This window comes from Bradyrhizobium sp. USDA 4510, assembly GCF_054059095.1.
The window spans coordinates 1,350,214-1,374,032 of record NZ_JBSSBT010000001.1; the positions used below are offsets into that span (position 1 = coordinate 1,350,214).

Below are 23,819 nucleotides of genomic sequence, written 5' to 3' on the forward strand. Positions count from 1 at the left end.
AGAGCGGTCGCCCACGTCTCAGCCCAAACTGGGTGATGGTCCCCCGGTCGTCGATGGAGAGGCACTTCCACGACCTCGACTTCGAAAGCGGAGGGGCGATCCGGATCGCATCCGAGATCGAGACCCAAGAAGATCCGAGGGCGCGACCCAGTTTTCCGACAGCGCGGCAGCCGCCAATCATCGCCATCGTTCGCCGCAAAAGCGAGCGAGAGGAGGGTGGGCCTGATCGCGAACGGGGTTGGAGGCCGAGAGAGAGGCTCCCGGCCGCCCGTTTTCGGAGAAACTGACATGGCAAAGGCCGTTCAGAAGATCAAGCTGTCGCCCTCGCGCGACATTCCCTTCAGCAAGCTCGTCTTGAGTCAGAACAATGTACGGCGCCTCAAGGCCGGCATCTCGATCGAGGATCTCGCCGAGGACATCGCTCGGCGCTCCCTGCTGCAAAGTCTCAACGTCCGGCCCGTGCTCGACGGTGAAGGCCAGGAAACCGGCATGTTCGAGGTGCCGGCCGGCGGCCGCCGTTATCGCGCGCTCGAGCTTCTGGTAGCGCAGAAGCGTCTGGCAAAGACGGCGCCAGTCCCTTGCATCGTCAGTGACATGGGTAGCGAGGTCACCGCGGAAGAGGACTCGCTCGCCGAGAACGTGCACCGCGTCGCGCTTCATCCCCTCGACCAGTTTCGGGCATTCCACACCCTGCACGAGCAAGGGCGGTCCGAGGAGGATATCGCCGCCATCTTCTTCGTATCGGTCAACGTGGTGAAGCAGCGGCTGCGGCTTGCGGCCGTTTGGCCGAAGCTGCTCGACATTTACGCCGACGAGGGTATGTCGCTCGAACAGCTGATGGCGTTCTCCGTTACCGACGATCACGCCCGACAGGAACAGGTCTGGGAGAACGTCAGCAAGTCGGGCTACGACGAACCATATCAGATCAGGCGTCTTCTGACCGAGCGCGCGGTGCGGGGATCCGACAAGCGCGTCCGATTTGTCGGCCTCGCGGCCTATGAAGCGGCCGGCGGCAAGGTGCTGCGTGATCTGTTCGAAGAAGATGGCGGCGGCTGGCTCGAGGACGTCGCTTTGCTGGAGCGTCTCGTGGCTGAGAAGTTGCGGACAGATGCCGAGACGATCGCCGCCGAAGGCTGGAAGTGGATCGAGGTCACCGCCGCCAGCTTTCCCTACGGCCATGACCATGGCCTCCGTCGGCTCGACTCAGATCCGGCGGCTCTCAACGCCGAGGAGCAGGCGCGCTTCGATGCTCTCCAGGCGGAATACGACGCGCTTCAGACGAGATTTGAAGGTGCGGACGAACTGCCCGAGGAGGTGGACGCGCGGCTCGGCGAACTCGAGCAGACGCTCGAAGCGTTCAACGACCGGCCGGGCGTCTTCGAGCCGGACCAGATGGCCAGGGCGGGCGTCTTCGTCAGCATCGATGGCGAAGGGCGGCTTTCGGTCAATCGGGGTTATCTCCGACCGGAGGACGAGGTGCCTGCGGCCGATGTCGAAGGCGAGCAGGGCACCAATACAACCTTGACTGAAGGGCAGGAGCCCGGCGCGTCCGTTCAGCGCACGACGATTTCGCTCGCCGGTGCATCGAGCGAGCCGGAGGAGGGCGATGAGGATGTGGCACGGCCATTGCCGGATCGGCTCATCACCGAACTGACGGCGCATCGTACGTTGGCATTGCGCGATGCGCTGGCAGAAAATCCGGCAATCGCGTTCCAGGCGGTGCTGCACAATTTCGTGCTGACGGCCTTTTACCGACACGGATCGTCCGGCACGTGTCTGGAGATCGGACTGCGCACGCCGACCTTTCCCACTCAAGCCCCCGGGCTCAGGGAAAGCGCGTCTGCCAAGGCCGTTGAGGCCCGGCACGAGTCCTGGAGGGCGCAGCTGCCCAAGAGCGAGAACGACCTGTGGGATGCGCTCACGGTCCTTGACGGTGCCGCACAGGCATCCCTGTTCGCTCACTGTGCGTCATTTGCGGTCAACGCCGTCCATGAGCCGGCCAACCGTTACAATCAGGGCCGTGTCTCCGCCGACGGCCTCAGCTCTCGGCTCCGCCAGGCTGATGTGCTGGCACGCGCCGTCGGCCTCGACATGGTTCAATCCGGCTGGAGACCGACAGTCGATAATTATCTCGGCCGCGTCACCAAGCCTCGTATTCTGGAGGCGGTGCGGGAGGCACGAGGTGAATCGTCCGCGCAATTGATCGATCACCTGAAGAAGACCGATATGGCCAAGGAGGCCGAGCGTCTTCTCGATGGTTCGGGCTGGTTGCCGGAGTTGCTGCGTCTTGTCGACGCCACCGCCGCGCCAATGGAACAGGAGGCGGAGGCTGGCCCGCTCCCCGAATTCCTCGTCGACCAAGGGCAGGAGGACGGCGGCGGCGACGACGAACCACAGCTCGATGCCGCCGAATGAAGCCTATCGCGGGACGGCCTGAGGCCGTCCCGCACGCCTTCCATCGCAATTCTCACACCGCGCCCGGCTTCGTGCCGGGCTTTCGACTTTCCAATGAGCGGGAATTCATCGTTCAGGACATCGTGCGGCGCTCGCTGACGCTGGAGCAGTATCGGCCGTTTCCTCCTTTGCTTGTTAGTGGATGCGTGCCGATGGTTTTGGCGGCGCGGTCGTTGTGATCTCGGCGAATCAAAAGTCCACCAACGATCTCCTCGAGGAGTTCATCGCTCAGGTCACGCCGTGAGGCCGGCGGGTCAGCCCACGCCGTGCCGGCAGTTCATTTCGCCTTGGGCGAGCCGTGAGGGTCGGCCGGGTCATGAGAGGCAGAGAGCGGCCGGGACGGGTTTGAGCCGGCACGGTCCAGAGAGAGCGCCAGCCGGCTCGCCCCATTCCCGCTCTCCGAAAGACACTGACATGACCGAATCTCTCGCCGGCGCCGCCGCCGCGCCGCTCTCGATGCGTGCCGCTGCAAGTCTCACCTCCGCCGCCCTCCGCGCCGCACAGAATCTCCTATCCGAGCTCGAACGCGGCCGTCGCATCGATGCCGCCGTCTTGCGCAGCGCCATGGCGGCGGCGTTCGCCGGCTCGGACGCGGCCGGCGCCTGGAACTGGAAGACCGCCTATGACGTCTGCGAGGCGGCGACCGTTCTATTCCTTCGCAAGTTCGGACCGGCCATGCGCGCCCGGGCTGGCTCGACGGCCGCCATGCTGCCGATGCTCGCGAGCATCGCGAGCTGTCTGCCGACCCATACGCGGCGTTCCGAGCATAGCCAGGCACTCCAACAATTCTCGACGCCGATTTCGCTCGGCTTTGTTGCATCTACGGCGGCGGGCGTGACGCCCGCCGATCGCGTTCTCGAGCCCTCTGCGGGGACAGGCTTGCTCGCTATCTTTGCCGAGCTTTCGGGCGGCGCCTTGGTGTTGAACGAGTTGGCCGAGGCGCGCGCGACATTGCTCGATCATCTGTTCGCCAATCTTAAAGTCACCCGCTTCGACGCCGCCCAAATCGATGACCATCTCGATGCGAGCGTCGCCCCAAGCGTCGTCTTGATGAACCCGCCGTTCTCGGCGGTGGCGAATGTCGAACGACCGATGCCGGACGCGGCCCTCCGGCACATCACCTCGGCCTTGGCACGGCTTTGCGATGGCGGGCGTCTTGTCGCGATCGTTGGCGCGAGCCTCGCGCCGGAGAATCCGGCATGGACGGAAGCCTTTGTTCGTCTCCAGGAACGCGGGCGGGTGGCATTTTCTGCCGCCATTGACGGCGCACTTTACGCCAGGCACGGAACACAAACGGACACAAGGCTGCTTGTGATCGACAAGCTGCCGGCGGCTGATCCGAAGGTTTTTTCAGCTTCATTGGGCATGGCGAGCCATGTCGGAACCTTGCTTGACTGGGTGACCCAGCATGTGCCTTCGAGACTGCCCATCGCGACGTCGGTACCGGTCGACCTTAGCCGTTGTCATCCCGCCAAGTCGAAATCGAGCGCCGCCGCTGCACTGTGTTCACCGTCCACCTCGGGAAGCGCGGCGTCAGAAGGCCTGGAGCTCAACTACGGGACAGTCGAGTGGTCGCCGCCGGAAGAAGCCCGACTGACCGATGCCCTTTATGAGACATACGGGTTGCAGTCGATCCTTATTCCCGGATCGTGCCCGCATCCGACCGAACTCGTGCAGTCCGCGGCGATGGCGTCCGTCGCGCCACCGAAGCCGACCTATCGTCCGCACCTGCCGTCGCGTGTGGTGACAGATGGACTTCTGTCGGACGCCCAGCTCGAGAGCGTCATTTATGCTGGCGAAGCACATAGCGAGTTGCTGGCAGGCTTCTGGTCGGTCGACGCGACATTTGATGTCGTGGCCGCCGCCTGCGAGGGCGCTCAGAACGCGGTCCGCTTCCGTCGCGGCTGGTTCTTGGGCGATGGCACCGGTGCGGGCAAGGGACGGCAGGTCGCCGGGATCCTGCTCGACAATTGGCTCAAGGGCCGCCGCCGGGCGGTGTGGATCAGCAAATCCGACAAGCTGATCGAGGATGCGCAGCGCGACTGGTCGGCGCTCGGCATGGAGCGCCTGCTGGTTACGCCCCTGTCGCGGTTTCGCCAGGGCACGGCGATCCGGCTTTCGGAGGGCATCCTATTTACCACCTATGCCACGCTACGCACCGACGAGCGTGGCGAGAAGCTTTCGCGCGTCAGGCAGATCGTCGAATGGTTGGGCTCCGACTTCGACGGAGTGATCGTCTTCGACGAGAGCCACGCCATGCAGAATGCGGTCGGGGGCAAAGGCGAGCGCGGCGACCAGGCGGCCTCTCAGCAGGGGCGCGCCGGGCTGAGGCTCCAGCACGCCTTGCCGAATGCTCGCGTGGTCTATGTGTCGGCGACGGGCGCCACCACGGTGCACAACCTTGCTTATGCCCAACGCCTCGGCCTTTGGGGCGGCGCCGACTTTCCGTTCGGCACGCGCGCCGAGTTCGTCGAGGCGATCGAGGAGGGCGGGGTGGCGGCCATGGAGGTGCTGGCGCGTGATCTTAAAGCGCTCGGTCTCTACTCCGCCCGCTCGCTGTCCTATGAGGGCGTCGAGTACGAACTGGTCGAGCACCAGCTGACGCCGGAGCAGGTTCGCATCTACGATGCCTATGCTGGCGCGTTCAGCGTCATTCATAACAACCTCGATGCGGCGATGCGGGCCGCCAACATCACCGGCGAAACCAGGACGCTGAACGCGCAGGCAAAATCTGCGGCGCGATCCGCCTTCGAAAGCGCCAAGCAGCGCTTCTTCGGGCATCTGTTGACCTCGATGAAGACGCCTTCGCTGATCCGATCGATCGAGCGCGATCTCGACGCCGGCCATGCCGCCGTGATCCAGATCGTGTCAACGGGCGAAGCGCTGATGGAACGTCGGCTCGCCGAGATTCCGACCGAGGAGTGGGGCGACGTCCAGGTCGACATCACGCCTCGCGAATATGTGCTCGACTATCTCGCCCATTCGTTTCCGATCCAGCTTTACGAGCCCTTCACCGACTCGGACGGTCATCTTTGCTCGCGGCCTGTTTATCGCGATGGTCAACCGGTTGAGAGCAGGGATGCCGTCTCCCGCCGCGATCGCTTGATCGAAAAGCTCGCCTCGCTGCCGCCTGTTCCCGGGGCGTTGGATCAGGTCATCCAGCGTTTCGGGACCGAACTTGTCGCAGAAGTGACCGGCAGTTCGCGCCGCATAGTTCGCAAGCACGACCGCTTGGTGGTCGAGAGCCGAGCTGGCTCGGCGAACCTCGCGGAGACCACGGCCTTCATGGACGACGTCAAGCGCATCCTCGTGTTCTCCGACGCGGGCGGTACGGGAAGGAGCTACCACGCCGACCTGTCAGCCCGGAATCGACGGTTGCGGGTCCATTACCTGCTCGAGCCCGGCTGGAAGGCCGATGCCGCGATCCAGGGGCTTGGCCGGACCAACCGGACCAATCAGGCACAGCCGCCGCTGTTTCGTCCCATCGCAACCGACGTGAAGGCCGAAAAACGTTTTCTTAGCACCATTGCCCGTCGGCTCGACACACTGGGCGCCATCACGCGCGGTCAGCGCCAGACCGGAGGGCAGGGCCTGTTCCGGCCCGAGGACAATCTCGAAAGCCAGTACGGCCGTGACGCCTTGCGTCAACTCTATGTCCTGCTCGTGCGAGGCAAGGTCGACGGCTGCTCGCTCGCGAGATTTGAGGATGCGACCGGCCTGAAGCTGACTGATGCCAATGGGCTGAGGGACGACCTGCCGCCGATCAAGACGTTCCTCAATCGCTTGCTGGCGCTCACCATCGACCTACAGAACATTCTGTTCACCGCCTTCGATCAGCTTTTGACTGCTCGGATCGAGGGCGCGGTTAGCTCCGGCACCTACGACATTGGACTGGAAACGCTCTGCGCCGAGAGCTTTGTCGTCACCGACCGGCGGACGATCTACACCCACCCCGGGACTGGTGCGGAGACCCGGCTGCTCACCATCGTCCAGCGCCAGCGCAATCATCCCATCGGTCTCGATGACGCCCTGGCTCGCCGTTCCGACCATCACGCGATCCTGTTGCTCAATGAGCGCTCGGGCCGTGCTGCCGTGCAGCTTCCGGCCCCGAGTTTCATGCTCGACGATGGCGAGATCGAGCGGCGCATCCGCCTGGTACGGCCGATGGAGCAGCACAGCGTCGCCCTCGACATGATGGCGGAAAGCCATTGGGCCGAAGCGGATCGCAAACGCTTTGCCGCCGCCTGGCTTATGGAACTCGCCGAGGTACCGGAGTTCACGGAAAATACGATCCACATCGTGGCGGGCTTGCTACTACCCATCTGGAAGCGGCTGCCGAACGAATCGACCCGCGTCTATCGTCTCCAGACCGATGCGGGCGAACGCATCATCGGCCGCAAGGTCTCGGCCGCCTGGGTCGCGAACGTCCTTGCCGCTGATGCGCCCTCGATGGCGCCGGACGCCGCCTTTGCCGCGCTGATGGAGGGACAGATCGTCCTTGATCTCGCGGAGGGGCTGAAGCTTCGCCGTGTGCGGGTGATGGGCGCAGCCCGCATCGAGCTGTCGGGATTCAACGACACCATGCGCGATCGTCTGCGGGCTTATGGGCTCTTTGGCGAGATCATCTCCTGGAAGCTGCGGATGTTCGTGCCCGCGGACGCAAGCGGTGTCGAGATCCTGTCGAAGGTACTCGACAGCTATCCGGTTGCGCGCATTGGTGGGCGGGAGGCCGCGTGATGCCGCGCGATGCCTCTGAATTGGCACGCCGCCTCGCGCGAGAGGCCGAGGCGGTATGCAGGCACTATCTCTCCAATGGCAAGCGGGTGGGACGGTATTGGGTGGTCGGCGACGTCCACAACGCGCCGGGCCGTTCGTTGTTCGTACGGCTGCAGCAGTCGCCGAAAGGTCCCGCCGGTAAGTGGAGCGATGCCGCGACCGGAGAACATGGTGACCTCCTCGACATCATCCGCGAAAGTCTGGCCTTGCGCGACTTTCGCGAAGTGACCGGGGAGGCGAGACGCTTTCTGATGCTACCTCGTTCCGAGCGACAACGTCCTCCAGAACTCGTGGATCCAGCAGTGCCGGCCGGATCGCAGGAAGCTGCCCGTCGCCTCTTTGCCATGTCCAGCCCGATCGACGGTACAATGGTCGAAGCCTATTTGCAGCGTCGCGGAATAGCCCGCATCCACCATGGCGACAGTTTGCGCTTCCACCCACGCTGTTATTATCGACCGGACGACCATTTGCCGAGCGAAACATGGCCAGCGATGATAGCCCGCGTCACGGATCTCGATGGACGGATCTCCGGCGTGCATCGCACATGGCTGGATCCAGACGGCTTTGACCGCATCCGGCTCGGCAAAGCTCCGATCGACACGCCACGACGGGCGATGGGCGACCTGCTCGGCAATGCCGTGCGTTTCGGCCGGGTGGACGACGTGCTCGCTGCGGGCGAAGGCATCGAGACCATGCTGTCGCTGCGTTACGTACTGCCGACCTTGCCGATGACCGCTGCGCTGTCGGCCAATCACCTTTCGGCCATGTTGCTGCCGTCCGGGCTACGTCGCCTCTACATCGCCCGCGACGCCGATGCCGCCGGAGATGCCGTACAGGCTATCCTCATCCAGCGCGCGGAAGACGCCGGCGTTGAAGCGATCGCACTGTCGCCTCGGACGGGCGACTTCAATGAAGATCTGCACATCTTCGGCCGTGAGGCCCTCCGAGCAGTGTTGCGGCTTCAACTCGCACCGGAAGACGTCGACCGCTTCCTCCGTTCGCCAACGCTGGCCGCTGAATAAGCCGCTATCCATCGATCGATCGCGATGGGTCGGTCGTAGATTAGGCCGATACCGGAAGAGCACGCGACCACGGCCTTCTAGAGGGCGATCGGACGGCAAGCGGTCCGGGCCGGCAATGGCTGCGTCCGGCTATTTTCCGCCGCGCGCAGGCGATGGGAGGCACGCCAGTGATCCGATCGGCGCGCTTTGCATCGCGAAGCAAAATAGCCGGCCTCCGCCATCCTCCGCTGCCGCTTCGGCCCTGACGCTTCCGCCTACGCCCTGCCGGGCTTCGGCGGACGAGCCGCTTACGGGTGCCGGCCCGTTCCGCCCGCCGTCTGAGTGATCGCCACGAAGGCCGCGATGGGCGCGGCCAATCCGGCAAAGGACCTCTTCCCATGACCGACCACGACGACATCGAACCGGCGCAGTCTCCGACCGACCACGTCCTGAGCGAATTGCAGCTCTTCGGCTATCGTCCCTTCGACGACCAGCCAGATCCAAGACCTCTTCCCGAGGGCAAGATGATCGTCGATGCCACCGCCGATATGTTTGACGCCTTGGTTGCGACTCTCAGCGATACGCGGCTTGAGCCGGACCTCCACGATCTCCTTTGGGCGACTGTCAACCTGTTTCATCGTGCCGTCGAGCGCATCGAACGCCAGCTCGACGACAATGAACAAGCGCAGCACAAGAGCCAGCGAGAGCAGAACGGGTCCGAGGTGCGATCGGTTGAGCTCGAGCGCCTGACCGCGGAGGGCATCACGCTGATCGAGCGCAGAAATTGCCTGGAACTCTTCCGCGACCAGGCGATCGAACGATTTGAGGTCCACACCGGTTCGTCCTGGCGTCCTCGGTCGGGCTCCCTGGTCAACCATCGCACGCTCACCGCAGCGATGATCGACTCCCGCGACTTCATCGCCGCCAAGCGTCGTTCCGAGACCGAGGTCATGTTGCCGCAGGGAGTGAAGATCGCATTCACCGGCGGGCTCGACTTCAACGACCATCGCCTCATCTGGGATCGCCTCGACAAGGTTCATGCCAAGCATCCCGACATGGTCCTGCTCCATGGCGGCTCGCCCAAAGGGGCCGAACTGATCGCCTCCAAATGGGCGACCAGTCGCAAGGTGCCCCATATCGCTTTCAAGCCCGACTGGACGAAGCACGCCAAGGCGGCACCCTTCAAGCGCAATGACGCCATGCTCGAACTGTTACCGATCGGCGTCATGCACTTTCCGGGTTCAGGGATCCAGGACAACCTTGCCGACAAAGCGAAGCGTTTCGGCATCCCCGTTTGGAGGTTCGGCGGCGCGTGAGCGCCGTCTTCTCGTCTCCTAACCACCAAAGCGGAGTTGTGCGCGCCGCAACTCCGCCTCGTTCAGACTGTATATCCGAAGTTGCGCTGTGGTGGTGGTGGAAAGCGCGACTTGCAAACCCATGCAAATGGAGCCGCCACCATGCCCGCCCTTGGGCTTATCCTCAATGCGCTCGGCATCGGCTTGTTCTGCTGGGCGATGTTCGCGCTGGCAGTGCATGCCTTGCCGTTTCTCGTCGCACTCATTTGCGGGATGATAGCGTTCCACGGTGGCGCCGGCGTCATCGGCGCGCTGCTCGTCGGAAGTGTGGCCGGCGCGCTGACACTTGCCGCCGGTGAGGTCGCCTTCGCTGTTACCCGATCGCTGGCTCTGCGCCTCGTGATTGCGACCATATTCGCCGTTCCAACTGCCATCGCCGGCTACAATGTGGTGTTCGCCCTGTCCCAGATCGCGGTGCCGTCGCTGGCCTGGCGTGAGGCCTTCGCCTGTTTGGGCGCGTTTTGCATTGGCGGCACGACGTGGACGCGCTTGACGGTTCTTGCTCGCAAAGGCCCGCCTGTTCGAGCCGGCTAGGCTGGTGGAGCAACCCGTCTCAACCGTTCTTGCGGCCGCCGCGCGCGAGGGATGATCCTTCGTCAGCGTCCTCGTCGAACGGGTTCGCCTGGATCGGCATATTGAATGCGGGGGTAAGGGACCTGGAGCGAGAGGTAATCGCGGCTCTCTTCGGAGCGCTTCGACCAGGCTGGCGATCTCCGCCCGGCCCACGTGGTCGCAGCGGCGTGTGTCGCGCTCTCGATCGTTCTTCATGGACGATACCGCCCTTCGCGGCAGATTGTTTCTTTCTCTTCGCTGAATCGTTCCGACATCTTGTGCAGCTCAACCGAGATTCGCCAGTCTCCTCCTCAAGATTGCGGTTCAGCACGCGGACGCACGTGGCCTCCTTGATGGCTTGATCTGGCCGAAGACCGGCTTCGCCTCGATCGTCTGAGCCGCAACGCCGTTGATGCGACTTTCTTCCCCTGGGCTTCGCCCATTCCTCGCGAGGCAAGAAAGTCGCCACAACGGCGTCCTCCGCTGCGCTCCGGCCCGCGAGGGGTGCGTCGCCGATCGTCCCCGGCCTTTAGATCGCCATCGAGGCCGCGGTGGTCGCGGGCTCGAAACACAACAGGAGAAGTGACATGGCTAACATCGGTTCTTTCAAGAAGGTCGGTAACGATTTCCAGGGCGAGATCGTCACCCTGAGCCTGCAAGCCAAGGGCGTCCGCATCGTCGCCGAAACCAACCGCTCCAACGACAACGCTCCGAGCCACCGCATCTATGTGGGCCGGGCCGAGATCGGCGCCGCCTGGTCGAAGCGCTCCGAGGAGGGCCGCGATTACCTCTCGCTTAAGCTCGACGATCCCTCCTTCAACGCACCGATCTACGCGAACCTGTTCGACGACGAAGGTGGCGAGGGCTACACGCTGCTGTGGTCGCGGCCGCGCAAGAACGGCGAGTGAGTTGAGCCGAGTGCTGCGCCCCGCCATCTGGCGGGGCGCTTCGCAACTGGACTGAGGCGGCTTACGATTGCCAAGCCGCGCGGCGCTCTTGAGCAGGCCCCCGGTTCGATCCCGACGCTTCAGCAATCTGTCCGAGCACGGTAGTGCTTGCTGAGAGATCGCAGTGCTTTGGCGGCTTAAACCCGCTCGCTCCTCCTGCGTAATAAGTAGATCGTCGGGGTTCCGACGCGGATTTTCAGCCATGATCTCCTTGAATCCAGCGCTATACGGGAGCTGAGCCGAGCGATCGTTCCTATTGTTGTCGAACGATCCTACCGGCTCCGGCGACGCTATGAGTGCGGTCGATCTTGATCGCAGCAGCCGCATTTCTCGCAAGTTCAGCGTCTCGGCTACGGTTCGATCTTGCGGCCGGGCAGGTGCGTCGCACCCAATGACTCGACTGCGGTTCTGCGCGTCGATTCGGTGGAGCACCGCATCTGGTCCAGGGAGCCGCAGCTGGTCGGTTCGTCATACGCAGCCGAGTTGACGTTTGATGGCGACGAACGGGCATATGTAGCCCAGTTACTCTGGCGCACGATGAACGGGCGCGCGCGAAGCCCAAGCTTGGGATCAATCGTCCAAATAGCAGGGGCAAGCGCCCGAGCTCTGCTATCCGCGCGCTCGCCCGCGCAATCGCTGGTGGGCGGCTTCTATCGCAAGCTTCTGTGGCCCGGGCGCGAGGACGAATAGGCCTTCCGTAGGGGTATCGAAAATCACTCCGTCATCTTCGGCATCCCCCTAAGCGCTGCTACTCCGCGATGGTGGCCGTCGACGCGCGGCGAACCTCGTTCGCGCTCCAGACGATCACGGAGCTTTTCAAATGTCCGATCCGAACGCGGGTAAGACGCCGCGTTACCTACGAACGTCCGAAGCCGCGCGCTTTTTGAGTTTGTCTGGCCGCACTTTGGAGAAACATCGAACGTACGGAACCGGCCCGGAATATCACAAGATCGGTGGGCGTGTGGTCTACTCGGTAGCTGACCTGACAGCCTGGGCCGAACTGGGCAAGAAGAAATCGACTTCCGATCCCGGTACCGGCACCGTACTGCCCGCAAAACGGCATGCGCCAATTCCTTATGCAGGTAAAGAGCGGCGCTAAGCAATGTCCATTAGCAAATCCTCGGCGCACCGCCGCCGTTCAGAGCGCGAGCAGCTTGCCCCGTTTCGCGCCCATCCTGCCAATCTCGCGCCGCGCGATGCGCAGGATCTCGTGGCTTATCCTTTCTTCTCACGCGCAAAGACAAATCGCATCGTGCCAATCGATTTCTGTGCCGGCACGATCGTAATTCGCGTCGAAGCCATGCGGAAACACGGCATGGCGGCCATTTCGGATGCAGATGTGCCGATCTGGGCCGTGCGCCAAATCGTCGAAGCCCGTGACACCGGTTTGAAAACGTCGCGCCTGATGGCTGCAACGCGTTACGAGATTTCGACCTTTGTCGCTCGCGACACCAGCGCGCGGGAATATGGCCGGCTAAAGAGCGGGCTCGACAGACCGCAATCAATGACAGTGCAGACTTCGATCCGCCAGCCGACAGAATGGCGACCGCATCGTTGCTCCTGGATCAACGAGTGGAAGGAGACGGTCGATGTCAACGGGCGTTCATTTGATCTCGAGCTGATCCTGCCTGATTGGTTCTATACGGGTGTGGTTGATCATGGGCTCGTGCTGACGATCGGTCGCACCCTATTTCAACCTGACAGGCGGAATCGACCATCGCCTTTACTCGCTCATGCGCAAGCACGGTGGGCGCCACCACGGCGGCTCGAGCTTCCCGACCTTTGTGGATCTCCATGCCAAGTCCGGCATTCTCTCGCCGCTCAAGCACTTGGCCGACGCCGTCTGTCAGATCGTCCAACGCCAGACGTTGCCCGGCTATCAGCTTGTGTTCACGCGCGATCCGAACGGTACCGAGCAGCTGAACTTCGTACCGAAGCTTGGTGGTCCCTTCACGGCGTGCCTGCGCATGCGCGGTCTTATTCCAAATTCGGAGAACAATCTGTGAATCAGCTCGTGCTATCGAGGACCGCGACCCTCGTGCCACCGGGAACCCAATCCTCCTGCTGTCGAGGTCTGAAATTGAGCTTAATTGTTTGCTTCTCCGCGCTTTACGAGCGCGCTCACTTCACTAACCTACTGACCCCAACGTTTTATCAACAAGCAGGCCACGCCTGCAGCGATGCCTCTTGCACTTGCTCTCCCACGCGCCACGCTTTCTTGCAATGCAACTCGTTTCTCGAACCTACAGATGCGGTCGCGCGTAGTACCGCGCGAACGCCAAGGTCGGGGTCACCGTATTACACTCCTTGTGTTCCCTTGCGGCAGCTCGCTCGTCGAGGAGAACTCGGCGACATGCGTGGTTGGCACCAAAGCCACCACATGCCGGAATCTGGAGAATGGGCGGTCAGGCTAACAAGCGCAATGCTTGATGGCTTCAAGACGGCCTGCCGATACGTCGCCGACCTTGAGCCCGAACGTGCGCAACGAGTCGCGGATCGCGTTCACCATATCCAGCAGCTTGCCGAGCAGCGCCGTCCGCCCGACCCGCAGCGCCCGCAACGTTTGCACGCTCTCCGGCCTGACGTGGACTGCGCGGAACCAGCCGGTCCGCATCATCTGCGCAATATCTTTGGTGTCGTTCCGGTAGGTCGCGTTCAGCGCCGCCTCGGCATGGCGCGTCTCGATGCAAAGCGCGGGGAGGCGCCTTTGGACGAGCGCCGTGAACAGCCATGCGCTGTACGAGAACGCTTCCAGGTCGACGCGCTTGAGGTGGATTCCTCACTCTGCCAGGACCAGCTCGATTGCGTCAGGGGCGGTCTCAAGTGTCGTCCCCCGGACGAGCTTGCCGTCACCATCCACCGCGCAAATGTTCGTCGCCTCCAGCGAGGCGTCAGGACCTGGATAGAAGTCCGCCGTTCGCTTTCACCGTCGATCGGCGCAGCGCGCCGCGCGCTCCGTTCGCGAATCATTGCGAGGCGCCGCCGCCGCAATGCGGCCGGCGAGGGGGCACAAGTCAGCACCCCGATTACCCGGAAATGCTCCGGATTTCGTCTAGCGGATCAGACCACGACTTGCATGAGACGTGACTGGCAACGCCGCGGCGCCAGTCCTGCTAACCTTCAGGAGTGTCACGCGTGCTTAACGACGCTCAAAGCATACGGCTCCCAGCTCGATCGTTGGGGAGCGGCAGCATGAGCGATCTCACCGAAGTGGAACTGCTGTGGCTCGAAAAGCGAATCGAAAACCGCATTCGGTTCGGTCGTATCGTCGAGGAACGGAAGATTGATCGTCATCGGCGCGTCCTATCATTCGCGCCTGACAGCATCTTTGCATTTGTCCGTTGGACCTCCAACGACTTCGGTACGATCATTTCGCGGATCGACATCTTGCGCTCGGTCGCGCCGGGACAACGCTGCTCGACTGTGCCCTATGTGAAGCCCGGCGGAGAAATTTTGCTGCGGCTCTCTGGCTGGCCAAAGGTCGAACGCGTGCTGCAGATGATCGACGCAGTCGAGGCGCTCAGCATCGATCCCGGCGACGTCGCTCCAGATCACTGGCATCACGTCCACAACCGCCTATCCGTCAATGAAAACCCGCGTCCCTACACGAAAACCCGCCACCAGGCGTGGCTCCATCGCCGGAGAGTGACGCGATGAGACGCCGCATGATGACGTTGACAACGACGTTTGGGGTCGGCGCTGCGCTGGTCGGGACTATCGCTCTGGAGCCGCTTCCTCTCTACATCTGGAATGCATCGACGAGCGTGCCAACCGGTCTTTATCGTTTACGACCGGCAACGGGCTTCCAGGTTACCGAACTGGTCGCCGTTCAGCCGCCAGAGCCGCTTGCGACCTTCCTCGACCTTAACGGCTATCTGCCCATCGGCGTCCCAATGCTTAAACGGGTGCTCGCGCTGCCCGGACAGACTGTCTGCAGATCCGGCCTCACGATTTCGGTTGATGACATTACAGTCGGCGAGGCCCGCGATCGCGACGGACGTGGCCGGCCGCTGCCGAAATGGCAGGGCTGTCGCGTCGTCGGCAAAGACGAACTCTTTCTCATGAACTGGCAGTGCAGCGACTCCCTGGACGGTCGATATTTTGGATTTATCCCGGCTTCCGCCGTAATCGGACGTGCGTTCCCAGTCTGGACACGGGAGGAATGAGCGTGCGTGTTCCACGTGTTCACATCGCCGCCATTCCTTTGTTCGGTCCATTGCGGGACCATTCCCCCGTTCCGATCGATATCAAGGTCGACGCGCGCAGGGGTGGTCAAGGCCGGCCGAGCGGCCGGCACGAAGCAGCTTTACCCTGGACGGGCGCGAGCACGGTGGCCTGCTTGGCTCGATCCGTCGCGCGTGTGGTGCCCCTGGTGCTCCTTCTGACCGCATCGGGCAATGCTGCTTCAGCTGAGGACGGGCCGATCGCATTTCCAGCGATCCGTCAGGGCACACACCCGTTCACGGGCTTCATCGACGAAGCCGCACAACGCTTTGCGATACCGTCAGCATGGATACGTGCGGTGCTGAGCGTCGAAAGCGCGGGAGACGTGCATGCCAGATCGCCCAAGGGCGCAATTGGCCTGATGCAAATCATGCCGGCGACCTGGGGGGAACTTCGCAAGCGCTATAGTCTAGGCAGCAATCCTTACGATCCACACGACAACATTCTGGCTGGGGCTGCGTATCTGCGTGAATTGCTCGATCGCTATGGCTCGCCGGGTATGTTTGCGGCGTACAACGCGGGACCATCTCGCTATGAAGCGCTTCTTGCGGGCGACGCTTTGCCAGCCGAGACGCAAGCGTATGTGGCAAAGCTTGCAACTCTGCTTGGCATCGAATTGCCTGCGACGAGGACCGCCGGCAGGCGTCCATCGACGGCTGAAACGTTGTTCGTCGCATGGGTTGATCTGACGAGAATGCGCGATCGATCGGCAGAGCTCATGCCTTCGAGTGGCGCCAAGGCTGCAATCTCGGTGCACGATGTCTCGCCCATGGTCCCCCGGCCTATTGGTGTGTTCGTCCCTGGGTCGAAGGCGGGAGGATCGCAATGACCATATCGGCAGGTTCGCAAGCCATGGCGTGCAACAGCGAGCAATTGGCGAAAGAGCGAGGAGAGCGCACAAGCACGACAGCTGGACGGCGAGATAAAAGGGGCTCGCCGGCCGAACCGCAAGCCATTGACATGGCTTGGGTTCCGGCGTGCCGGTCGGTCGGGGCGCGTGCCGCGCCTTGCATTTTGACGTATGCAATCAAAGGCGTTTTCGGCACTGTAGGCGCTTTTGATCGTTGGGAGGCCGTTCCGTGAGCGTGCGCGACAGTGACCTGCGCATTCGGCCTGGGCGCATCCGCAGTACCCGTGCGCCGAAGCAAAAGAGCTTCATCAACCAGGTGCTACGTGCCGCGAAGAAAGCCGGTCACACCTCGGAGCAGGCTGCGGCTGGCAGACGCTCCGTGGCCTATGGGCGCTCGACGTTTGGCCGCGGCCGGCTCGCCTTTAGTCGCGCTAGATTGTTCAGCCCGACCCGGCGCGTCGTGGTGAAGGCGCGCGTGGTTCGTCACAAAGGGCGTGCCTTCCGTTCGGCGCCTCTGGCCGCCCATCTCTCTTATCTGAAACGCGACGGTGTGACCCGGAGCGGTGAGCGGGCCGAGATGTTTGATGCCGGCAGCGATCGTGCTGACGGCGCGGCTTTCGCAGAACGGTGCAAGGACGATCGCCATCATTTCAGGTTCATCGTCTCGCCGGAGGACGCCGGCGACATGACCGACCTGAAGGCCTTTGCCCGCGATCTCGCCAGGCAGATGGAGACCGATCTCGGCACGCGGCTCGACTGGGTGGCCGTCGATCATTGGAATACCGACAACCCTCACGTCCATCTTCTCGTTCGTGGCGTAGATAAGGAAGGGGCGGATCTCGTGATCTCCCGCGACTATATCAGCCAGGGCCTGCGCTCACGCGCCGAGGAACTGGTCGCCATCGAACTGGGTCCAAAACCGGAGCACGAAATCCGCAATTCGCTGGAGAGGGAAGTTACGGCGGAACGATGGACGCGGCTCGATCGCGAGATCCGGCTGGCGGCCGATGAGACCGGCACTATCGATCTTCGCCCGGAGAATCCCGGCAAGTCCGATCCCGAGATCCGGCGCCTGATGGTCGGTCGACTTCAACACCTGCAGAAGATGGGGCTTGCCACATCCGAGCTACCCGGGGAATGGATGGTCGGGCTCGAAGCCGAGCGCAGCTTGCGCGACCTCGGCATGCGCGGCGACATCATCAAGACCATGCACCGCGTTTTCACCGAGCGTGGGGAAGCGCGCGGCGTTGCCGACTACGTCATCGAAAGCGGACAGCCGACGTCCCAGATTATCGGACAGCTGGTTGACCGTGGATTGCACGACGAACTGACTGGCGAGGCCTATGCCCTGATCGACGGAACAGACGGGCGCGCGCACCACGTGCGCTTCCGGGGGCTCGAGGCTTTCGACCACGCACCGCCGATCGGCGGCATCGTCGAACTCCGACGCTTCGGTCAAGCCGGCGAACCCCATCCCACCGTGGTGCTCGCGACCCGTTCTGATCTCGGTCTTGGTGAGCAGATCACCGCGAAGGGGGCAACCTGGCTCGACCACCGGCTGGTCGAGCGTGACCCCATGCCGCTCGCCATGGGAGGATTCGGCCGCGAGACCCGTGACGCCATGGAAGCCCGTGCCGAGCATTTGATCCAGGAGGGCCTAGCGCGGCGGCAGGGCCAACGCATCATCCTGCAGCGCGACCTCCTGAACACGCTGCGCCGGCGCGAACTGGACGAGGTAGCAGCAAAGGTCTCGGCCGACGCCGGCCTGCCTCATGTGAAGGCCTCGTCCGGGGAGCATGTGGCAGGCACGTATCGCCAGCGGCTGACGCTCACCTCGGGACGTTTCGCCATGATCGATAATGGGCTCGGCTTCCAGCTTGTGCCCTGGTCGCGCGAACTCGAAAGGAGGCTCGGCCAACACGTCACCGGCGTCGTGAAGGACGGCGGTGGCATCGAATGGGGCTTTGGTCGGAAGCGCGACCTCGGCCTCTAGCAATCTCTCCAATCAGTTACGGAAGGGCGTTCGGGATGTCCGGAACCAAGATCCTCTGGGGACAGGTGATCGTTGTCGGCCTCATCGTTTTGCTGGCCATCTGGGGAGCAACTGAGTGGACGGCTTGGCGGCTCGCCTGGCAACCGGAGCTTGGGCGCCCCTGGTTCGAACTGTCAGGCTTCAAGATCTATTATCCGCCAGTCTTCTTCTGGTGGTGGTTCGTCTACGATGCGTATGCGCCGCAGGTCTTCGTTGAGGGTGCGTTCATCGCGGCGTCGGGGACCTTCATTTCGATCGCGGCAGCGATCGGTATGTCAGTCTGGCGCGCGCGTGAAGCCAAGAACGTCGAGACCTATGGTTCGGCGCGCTGGGCTGGTCTGGAGGAGGTTCGAGCGGCCGGGCTTCTTGGTCCGGATGGTGTGGTGCTGGGCAAGGTCGACCGCGACTACCTCCGCCATGATGGACCGGAGCACGTATTGTGTTTTGCACCTACCCGATCCGGCAAGGGTGTCGGTCTCGTCGTCCCGTCGCTGTTGGCTTGGCCCGGCTCGGCCATCGTTCACGACATCAAGGGGGAGAACTGGCAACTAACCGCCGGGTTCCGCTCGCGGCATGGTCGCGTCCTGCTTTTCGATCCGACCAACCCAAAGTCCTCAGCTTACAATCCGCTTCTCGAAGTGAGGCGCGGTGAATGGGAGGTTCGCGACGTCCAGAACGTGGCCGATGTTCTGGTCGACCCCGAAGGCTTGCTCGATAAGCGCAACCATTGGGAGAAGACGAGTCATTCGCTCCTGGTCGGTGCCATCCTCCACGTCCTTTACGCCGAGGCGGACAAGACCTTAGCTGGCGTCGCCGTCTTTTTGTCCGACCCGAAGCGGCCGATCGAGGCGACGCTGAAAACGATGATGACCACTGCGCATCTTGGCGAGCAGGGGGCCCATCCTGTGGTCGCTTCGACGGCCCGCGAGCTCCTCAACAAATCCGAGAACGAGCGATCCGGCGTCCTGTCTACCGCGATGTCATTCCTCGGGCTCTACCGCGATCCGGTAGTGGCCAGGGTGACGTGCGGGTGCGATTGGCGGATCGCCGACCTGATCGCCGATCAGAACCCGACGACGCTCTACCTCGTGGTGCCGCCGTCTGACATCTCTCGGACCAAGCCGTTGATCCGCCTGGTGCTGAACCAGATTGGCCGGCGCCTGACCGAGGATCTGCACGCCCGCGACCGGCGGCATCGCGTTCTGATGATGCTCGACGAGTTCCCCGCACTCGGGCGTCTCGATTTTTTCGAGTCCGCGCTTGCCTTCATGGCGGGGTACGGCATCAAGAGTTTCTTGATCGCGCAATCGCTCAATCAGATCGAGAAGGCCTACGGGCCAAACAACGCCATCCTCGACAATTGCCACGTCCGAGTCAGCTTCGCGACCAATGACGAGCGGACAGCGAAGCGTGTGTCCGACGCGCTCGGTACGGCGACCGAAATGAGAGCGATGAAGAACTATGCCGGTCATAGGTTGAACCCATGGCTGGGGCACCTGATGGTCTCGCGCCAGGAGACAGCAAGGCCGCTCTTGACCCCGGGGGAAATCATGCAACTTTCGCCGATGGACGAGATCGTCATGGTGGCGGGTACGCCGCCGATCCGGGCGAAGAAGGTCCGCTACTACGAGGATCGGCGGTTCACCGAGCGGGTTTTGCCGCCGCCTGATCCGGCGACGGCCGGCCGATCATTGCGAACAGACGGATGGTCAGCGCTCGGATCGCTGAAGGCGACGGCAGGTCCAACTGACAAAGCTGCGGGAGCCGAGGAAGACACGGCGAACAGCGGACTCCGTCGTGAGCCCGAACTCCCCGATCACGTCGCGATCGCCAAGGAGTCGACCGAACCGACACCAGCAGAGGAATTTGCTGTCGTTCTAGACGATGACGAGGATGCGGTCCGTCAATCCCGGCTCATACGCCAACAGATGCGCGGTGTCGCCCGTCAAGTCGCGCTGGACCCGAATGACGGTATGGAGCTCTGAGGCAATATGCGCGACCGGATAAACGTCTACTTCCCACCAGAGCTGCTGAAACAGATCTCGGAGCTCGCCGATCGCAAGAAGCTTTCCCGGTCTGCGATTGTGGAAGCGGCGGTTGCTTCGTTTCTGTCGCCGGACGGAGCGGACAGGCGGGAGGCGGCGTTTACCCGCCGCCTGGATCGGCTTTCCCGCCAGATGCAGCGGCTGGAACGTGACGTCGGGTTGACCGCCGAGACCTTGGCCCTGTTCATCCGTTTCTGGCTGACCATCACGCCGCCGCTACCCAACGATGCGCAGGCTGCAGCGCAGGCAAAGGGCCGGGAACGGTTTGAGGGATTTGTCGAGGCACTCGGGCGCCGCTTACAAAAGGGGCAAAGCTTTCTGCGCGAGATTCCAGAAGATATCGGTCGTCAGGAACCGGCCGAAGAAACCTGATCGAACCATGTAGATAAACTATTTCGCCGGTCCTTCTTTTTCTACGCCAGCCCACGATCGCAGCAATTTAGAAAAGCCCATGAAAAGCTGGACGCGCTATCGGCTCGAATGAGCTGAGGAGCAAGAAGGGCCAGCATGCAAATTTCAGAGGCATGGCGTCTCACTGGGCGCGTATTTTTCCCGTTTGCTGCTGGATACTATCTTTCGTATCTGTTTCGAACCATCAACGCCTTAATTGCCAGTCGTCTCAGTTCGGATACCGGGCTTGGGACGGCCGACCTCGGGTTGCTTACGTCGGTCTATTTCCTTGTTCTCGCGGCGGTCCAGATCCCAGTTGGCATTTTGCTGGACCGCTTTGGTCCGCGTCGCGTCCAGAGTGCGCTGCTCTTGCTCGCAGCAATGGGCGCTGGACTGTTCGCGGTATCCACGGGTTTCCTGTCATTCTTGATCGCACGCGCGATGATCGGGCTGGGCGTGGCAGCGGCTTTGACGGCGGGCCTGAAATCCATAGTCCTTTGGTTCCCCAGAGAACGATCTGCCCTGCTTAATGGCTACATGGTGATGCTCGGATCACTGGGGGCGGTAACCGCCACGGCTCCCGCCGAGCATCTACTCACCTTGATGGGATGGCGGCAACTCTTTGAGATCCTGGCGGCCGCTACCGGTGCGACGGCCATGCTCATCTATGTCGTGGTCCCCGAGCGAGCTGTTGTCCCTTCGACCCCGTCAATGTCCGCCAACCTTAGTGCGGTTTTCAGCGATAAACGTTTCTGGCGTATTGCCCCGCTGTCGGCGGCGTGCGTTGGTTCGGCCTGGTCTCTGCAGGGATTGTGGGCCTCACCATGGCTGATGGACGTAGAAGGTCTCGATCGTGCGAGCCTCGTAGGACAGCTGTTCATAATGTCGATTGTACTTAGTGGCGGAGCCTGGCTATTCGGTACGATTGTTCATTACATTAAACGAAGAGGTCTCGAGGCCGAGACAATATTAGCGGTGGTCGCAATACTGTTTATCACAGCGGAGCTAACCTTGGTTCTGCGCGTGCCTTTGCCATCCATCTTGCCCTGGTCAGTTCTCGCGATAGTCGGAACGGCAACCGTGGTCAGCTTCGCGGTGATAGCGGATTACTATCCGCCGGAACTTGCCGGTCGCGCTAACGGGGCCTTGAACGTCTTGCATTTTGGCTGGGCATTTCTGGCCCAATACGCGACGGGTCTGGTCCTGGAACAATGGTCCATAAATGATGGCCATAGGACCCTCCAAGCTTATCAAGTTGCGTTCGGTCTCAACGTAGCACTGCAAATCGCAGCGTTGGCTTGGTTCGCGCTGCCCTGGCGCCGATCCTTTGTTTCATGGATGAGATCAATTCCTTTCTTCATGCCAGCTATTGTTTCCAACGCTGTCGACTCAGCTGGCTTGTACGAGAATTCGGTCATCCTCCTGCCCGCAGATGACGACGCGGAGTGGTGAGCAGCAACTCGCGGCGAAGCGATACGATTGGGTAGACCTAAAAGTTCAGTTCTCAGTCTATCTTTTTCTACGCCAGTCTACGATTACCGAAAGCGCTTGTTGCGCCAAGTCCATCGGTGCCTTTTCTAATCATCCCCATCTGAGGGCCCTCTTTGGAGGGCCCTCATTCGATGGGGGCGACATTGGCGATCCATTCCTTTCAATCGGAAGCGAATTCGCGCGGCGCGCGAATGCTGCGCAGCGCGCTTGGCACAGCGGTTGCGGGCTACCTCGAAGACGAAGCGATCATCGAGGTGATGCTCAACCCGGATGGGCGGCTGTGGATCGACCGGCTGTCGAGTGGACTGATTGACACTGGCGAGACGCTGTCGCCGGCAGACGGGGAGCGCATCGTGCGCCTGGTGGCGCATCATGTAGGTGCGGAGGTGCATTCCGGTTCGCCGCGAGTCTCGGCCGAACTGCCTGGGACCGGAGAACGTTTCGAGGGTCTTTTGCCTCCGGTCGTGGCAGCTCCGGCCTTTGCTATCCGCAAGCCCGCCGTCGCCGTGTTTACGCTCGACGACTACGTCGCCAAGGAGATCATGACCTCGGAGCAGGCCAAGTTCCTGAGAAGCGCGGTCGCCGCGCGGAAGAACATTCTCGTCGCGGGCGGGACGTCGACCGGCAAGACAACCTTGACGAATGCCCTACTGGCCGAGGTGGCAAAGAGCTCCGATCGGGTCGTTCTGATTGAAGACACGCGCGAACTGCAATGCAAGGCGCCCAATCTGGTGGCGCTGCGAACCAAAGATGGCGTGGCGACGCTGTCAGATCTTGTGCGCTCCTCGCTGCGACTGCGTCCTGATCGTATCCCGGTTGGCGAGGTCCGCGGTGCCGAAGCACTCGATCTGCTCAAGGCCTGGGGCACCGGACATCCCGGTGGCATCGGCACTATTCATGCGGGCACCGCACTCGGTGCGCTGCGGCGGCTTGAGCAGCTCATCCAGGAAGCCGTCATCACGGTTCCGCGTGCGCTGATTGCAGAGACGATCGACCTCGTTGCCGTGCTCGCGGGGCGCGGTGCTGACCGTCGGCTCGCCGAGCTCGCCATCGTCACCGGGCTTGGTGCCGCCGGCGACTACAACATTTCATCAGCAGGAGACTGACATGCGTCAGCAATTTCGAGCTCTTCGAGACGCCGCTCTACTCGCCGCCTCCGGCATGGTTCTTTTGGCGTCGGCGCCGGCATGGGCTGCCGGTTCGAACATGCCGTGGGAGCAGCCGCTCAATCAGATCCTGCAGTCGGTGGAAGGACCGGTCGCCAAGATCATCGCCGTTATCATCATCGTGGTGACCGGACTCACGCTCGCGTTTGGGGATTCGTCAGGTGGTTTCCGTAGGCTGATCCAGATCGTGTTCGGTCTTTCGATCGCGTTTGCCGCCTCGAGCTTCTTCCTGTCGTTCTTCTCCTTCGGCGGCGGCGTGGTGATCTGATGGACGATCAGGTTGCAGGTTTTGTCGTGCCTGTTCACCGCGCGCTCACTGAGCCAATCCTGATGGGCGGCGCGCCGCGATCGGTCGCGATCGTCAACGGCACGCTCGCGGCAGCCCTTGGACTCGGACTGCGGCTCTGGATCGCGGGTCTTGTCCTCTGGCTAATTGGGCACATGGCTGCCGTGTGGGCCGCCAAGCGTGATCCCGCTTTTGTCGATGTGGTGCGCCGACATCTGCGCATTCCCAGCCATCTCAACACTTGAGCGCC

Annotated in this window: 19 protein-coding genes and 1 pseudogene; 19 read left to right on the forward strand and 1 reads right to left on the reverse strand. The window is 62.5% G+C overall.

Features of this window, described 5'->3' with window-relative positions; translation table 11 throughout:
- Nucleotides 1–288 precede the first annotated feature (288 nt).
- From ACVMDN_RS05960 to ACVMDN_RS06000, 9 genes and pseudogenes are all read left to right on the forward strand, one after another.
- Nucleotides 289–2,415 carry a ParB/RepB/Spo0J family partition protein gene (locus tag ACVMDN_RS05960; protein WP_456835497.1) on the forward strand — a complete coding sequence of 709 codons (2,127 nt, stop codon included), beginning with the start codon at nt 289–291 and terminating at the stop codon, nt 2,413–2,415.
- Nucleotides 2,412–2,633, forward strand: coding sequence for a hypothetical protein (locus tag ACVMDN_RS05965; RefSeq protein ID WP_456835496.1), 222 nt, complete (start codon nt 2,412–2,414; stop codon nt 2,631–2,633). Before ACVMDN_RS05960 ends, ACVMDN_RS05965 begins: the two co-directional genes overlap by 4 nt.
- 235 nt (nt 2,634–2,868) lie before the next feature.
- Complete coding sequence (locus tag ACVMDN_RS05970) at nt 2,869–7,191, forward strand: strawberry notch-like NTP hydrolase domain-containing protein (RefSeq protein WP_456835495.1); 4,323 nt, start codon at nt 2,869–2,871, stop codon at nt 7,189–7,191.
- On the forward strand, nt 7,191–8,252 hold the full coding sequence (locus ACVMDN_RS05975; RefSeq protein WP_456835494.1) for a DUF7146 domain-containing protein: 1,062 nt from the start codon (nt 7,191–7,193) through the stop codon (nt 8,250–8,252). The genes ACVMDN_RS05970 and ACVMDN_RS05975 overlap by 1 nt, the downstream gene beginning before the upstream one ends.
- Nucleotides 8,253–8,629: 377 nt before the next feature.
- Entirely contained in the window at nt 8,630–9,547 is a 918-nt protein-coding gene (locus ACVMDN_RS05980) for a DUF2493 domain-containing protein (RefSeq protein WP_456835493.1), read from the forward strand.
- A 141-nt stretch (nt 9,548–9,688) separates the two neighbouring features.
- Nucleotides 9,689–10,120, forward strand: a complete 432-nt coding sequence (locus ACVMDN_RS05985; protein ID WP_456835492.1) for a hypothetical protein — start codon at nt 9,689–9,691, stop codon at nt 10,118–10,120.
- Nucleotides 10,121–10,725: 605 nt separating this feature from the next.
- Complete coding sequence (locus ACVMDN_RS05990; protein WP_018454792.1) at nt 10,726–11,046, forward strand: DUF736 domain-containing protein; 321 nt, start codon at nt 10,726–10,728, stop codon at nt 11,044–11,046.
- 859 nt (nt 11,047–11,905) lie between these two features.
- Complete coding sequence (locus tag ACVMDN_RS05995) at nt 11,906–12,184, forward strand: helix-turn-helix transcriptional regulator (protein ID WP_081334860.1); 279 nt, start codon at nt 11,906–11,908, stop codon at nt 12,182–12,184.
- Nucleotides 12,185–12,187: 3 nt separating this feature from the next.
- Nucleotides 12,188–13,091 (forward strand): annotated as a pseudogene (locus tag ACVMDN_RS06000) (replication initiator protein A).
- A 404-nt stretch (nt 13,092–13,495) separates the two neighbouring features.
- Here ACVMDN_RS06000 and ACVMDN_RS06005 read toward each other — a convergent pair.
- Nucleotides 13,496–13,702 carry a hypothetical protein gene (locus ACVMDN_RS06005; protein WP_069279423.1) on the reverse strand — a complete coding sequence of 69 codons (207 nt, stop codon included), beginning with the start codon at nt 13,700–13,702 and terminating at the stop codon, nt 13,496–13,498.
- Nucleotides 13,703–14,277: 575 nt separating this feature from the next.
- On the opposite strand from ACVMDN_RS06005, the gene ACVMDN_RS06010 reads away from it, so the two are divergent.
- The 10 genes from ACVMDN_RS06010 (at nt 14,278) to ACVMDN_RS06055 (ending at nt 23,814) form a co-directional block, all read left to right on the forward strand.
- On the forward strand, nt 14,278–14,742 hold the full coding sequence (locus ACVMDN_RS06010; RefSeq protein WP_456835491.1) for a DUF2840 domain-containing protein: 465 nt from the start codon (nt 14,278–14,280) through the stop codon (nt 14,740–14,742).
- Nucleotides 14,739–15,251, forward strand: a complete 513-nt coding sequence (locus tag ACVMDN_RS06015) for a S26 family signal peptidase (protein ID WP_456835490.1) — start codon at nt 14,739–14,741, stop codon at nt 15,249–15,251. The genes ACVMDN_RS06010 and ACVMDN_RS06015 overlap by 4 nt, the downstream gene beginning before the upstream one ends.
- A complete protein-coding gene (locus ACVMDN_RS06020; RefSeq protein WP_456835489.1) occupies nt 15,248–16,138 on the forward strand; it encodes a lytic transglycosylase domain-containing protein in 891 nt (296 codons plus the stop codon). The genes ACVMDN_RS06015 and ACVMDN_RS06020 overlap by 4 nt, the downstream gene beginning before the upstream one ends.
- A gap of 250 nt (nt 16,139–16,388) precedes the next feature.
- Nucleotides 16,389–18,152, forward strand: a complete 1,764-nt coding sequence (locus ACVMDN_RS06025; RefSeq protein ID WP_456835488.1) for a relaxase/mobilization nuclease domain-containing protein — start codon at nt 16,389–16,391, stop codon at nt 18,150–18,152.
- Nucleotides 18,153–18,187: 35 nt separating this feature from the next.
- Nucleotides 18,188–20,176 (forward strand): conjugal transfer protein TraG, encoded by a 1,989-nt coding sequence (locus tag ACVMDN_RS06030; protein WP_456835487.1) that lies wholly within the window; start codon nt 18,188–18,190, stop codon nt 20,174–20,176.
- A 6-nt stretch (nt 20,177–20,182) separates the two neighbouring features.
- Entirely contained in the window at nt 20,183–20,608 is a 426-nt protein-coding gene (locus ACVMDN_RS06035) for a ribbon-helix-helix domain-containing protein (protein ID WP_456835486.1), read from the forward strand.
- Nucleotides 20,609–20,743: 135 nt separating this feature from the next.
- The gene (locus ACVMDN_RS06040) at nt 20,744–22,078 is read left to right on the forward strand and encodes an MFS transporter (protein ID WP_456835485.1); all 1,335 of its coding nucleotides are present in this window, start codon (nt 20,744–20,746) and stop codon (nt 22,076–22,078) included.
- Nucleotides 22,079–22,308: 230 nt separating this feature from the next.
- The gene (gene trbB / locus ACVMDN_RS06045) at nt 22,309–23,223 is read left to right on the forward strand and encodes a P-type conjugative transfer ATPase TrbB (RefSeq protein WP_456835892.1); all 915 of its coding nucleotides are present in this window, start codon (nt 22,309–22,311) and stop codon (nt 23,221–23,223) included.
- A 1-nt stretch (nt 23,224) separates the two neighbouring features.
- Nucleotides 23,225–23,551 carry a TrbC/VirB2 family protein gene (locus ACVMDN_RS06050; protein ID WP_092090260.1) on the forward strand — a complete coding sequence of 109 codons (327 nt, stop codon included), beginning with the start codon at nt 23,225–23,227 and terminating at the stop codon, nt 23,549–23,551.
- Nucleotides 23,551–23,814 carry a VirB3 family type IV secretion system protein gene (locus tag ACVMDN_RS06055; RefSeq protein ID WP_069279432.1) on the forward strand — a complete coding sequence of 88 codons (264 nt, stop codon included), beginning with the start codon at nt 23,551–23,553 and terminating at the stop codon, nt 23,812–23,814. Before ACVMDN_RS06050 ends, ACVMDN_RS06055 begins: the two co-directional genes overlap by 1 nt.
- The last annotated feature ends 5 nt before the right edge of the window (nt 23,815–23,819 follow it).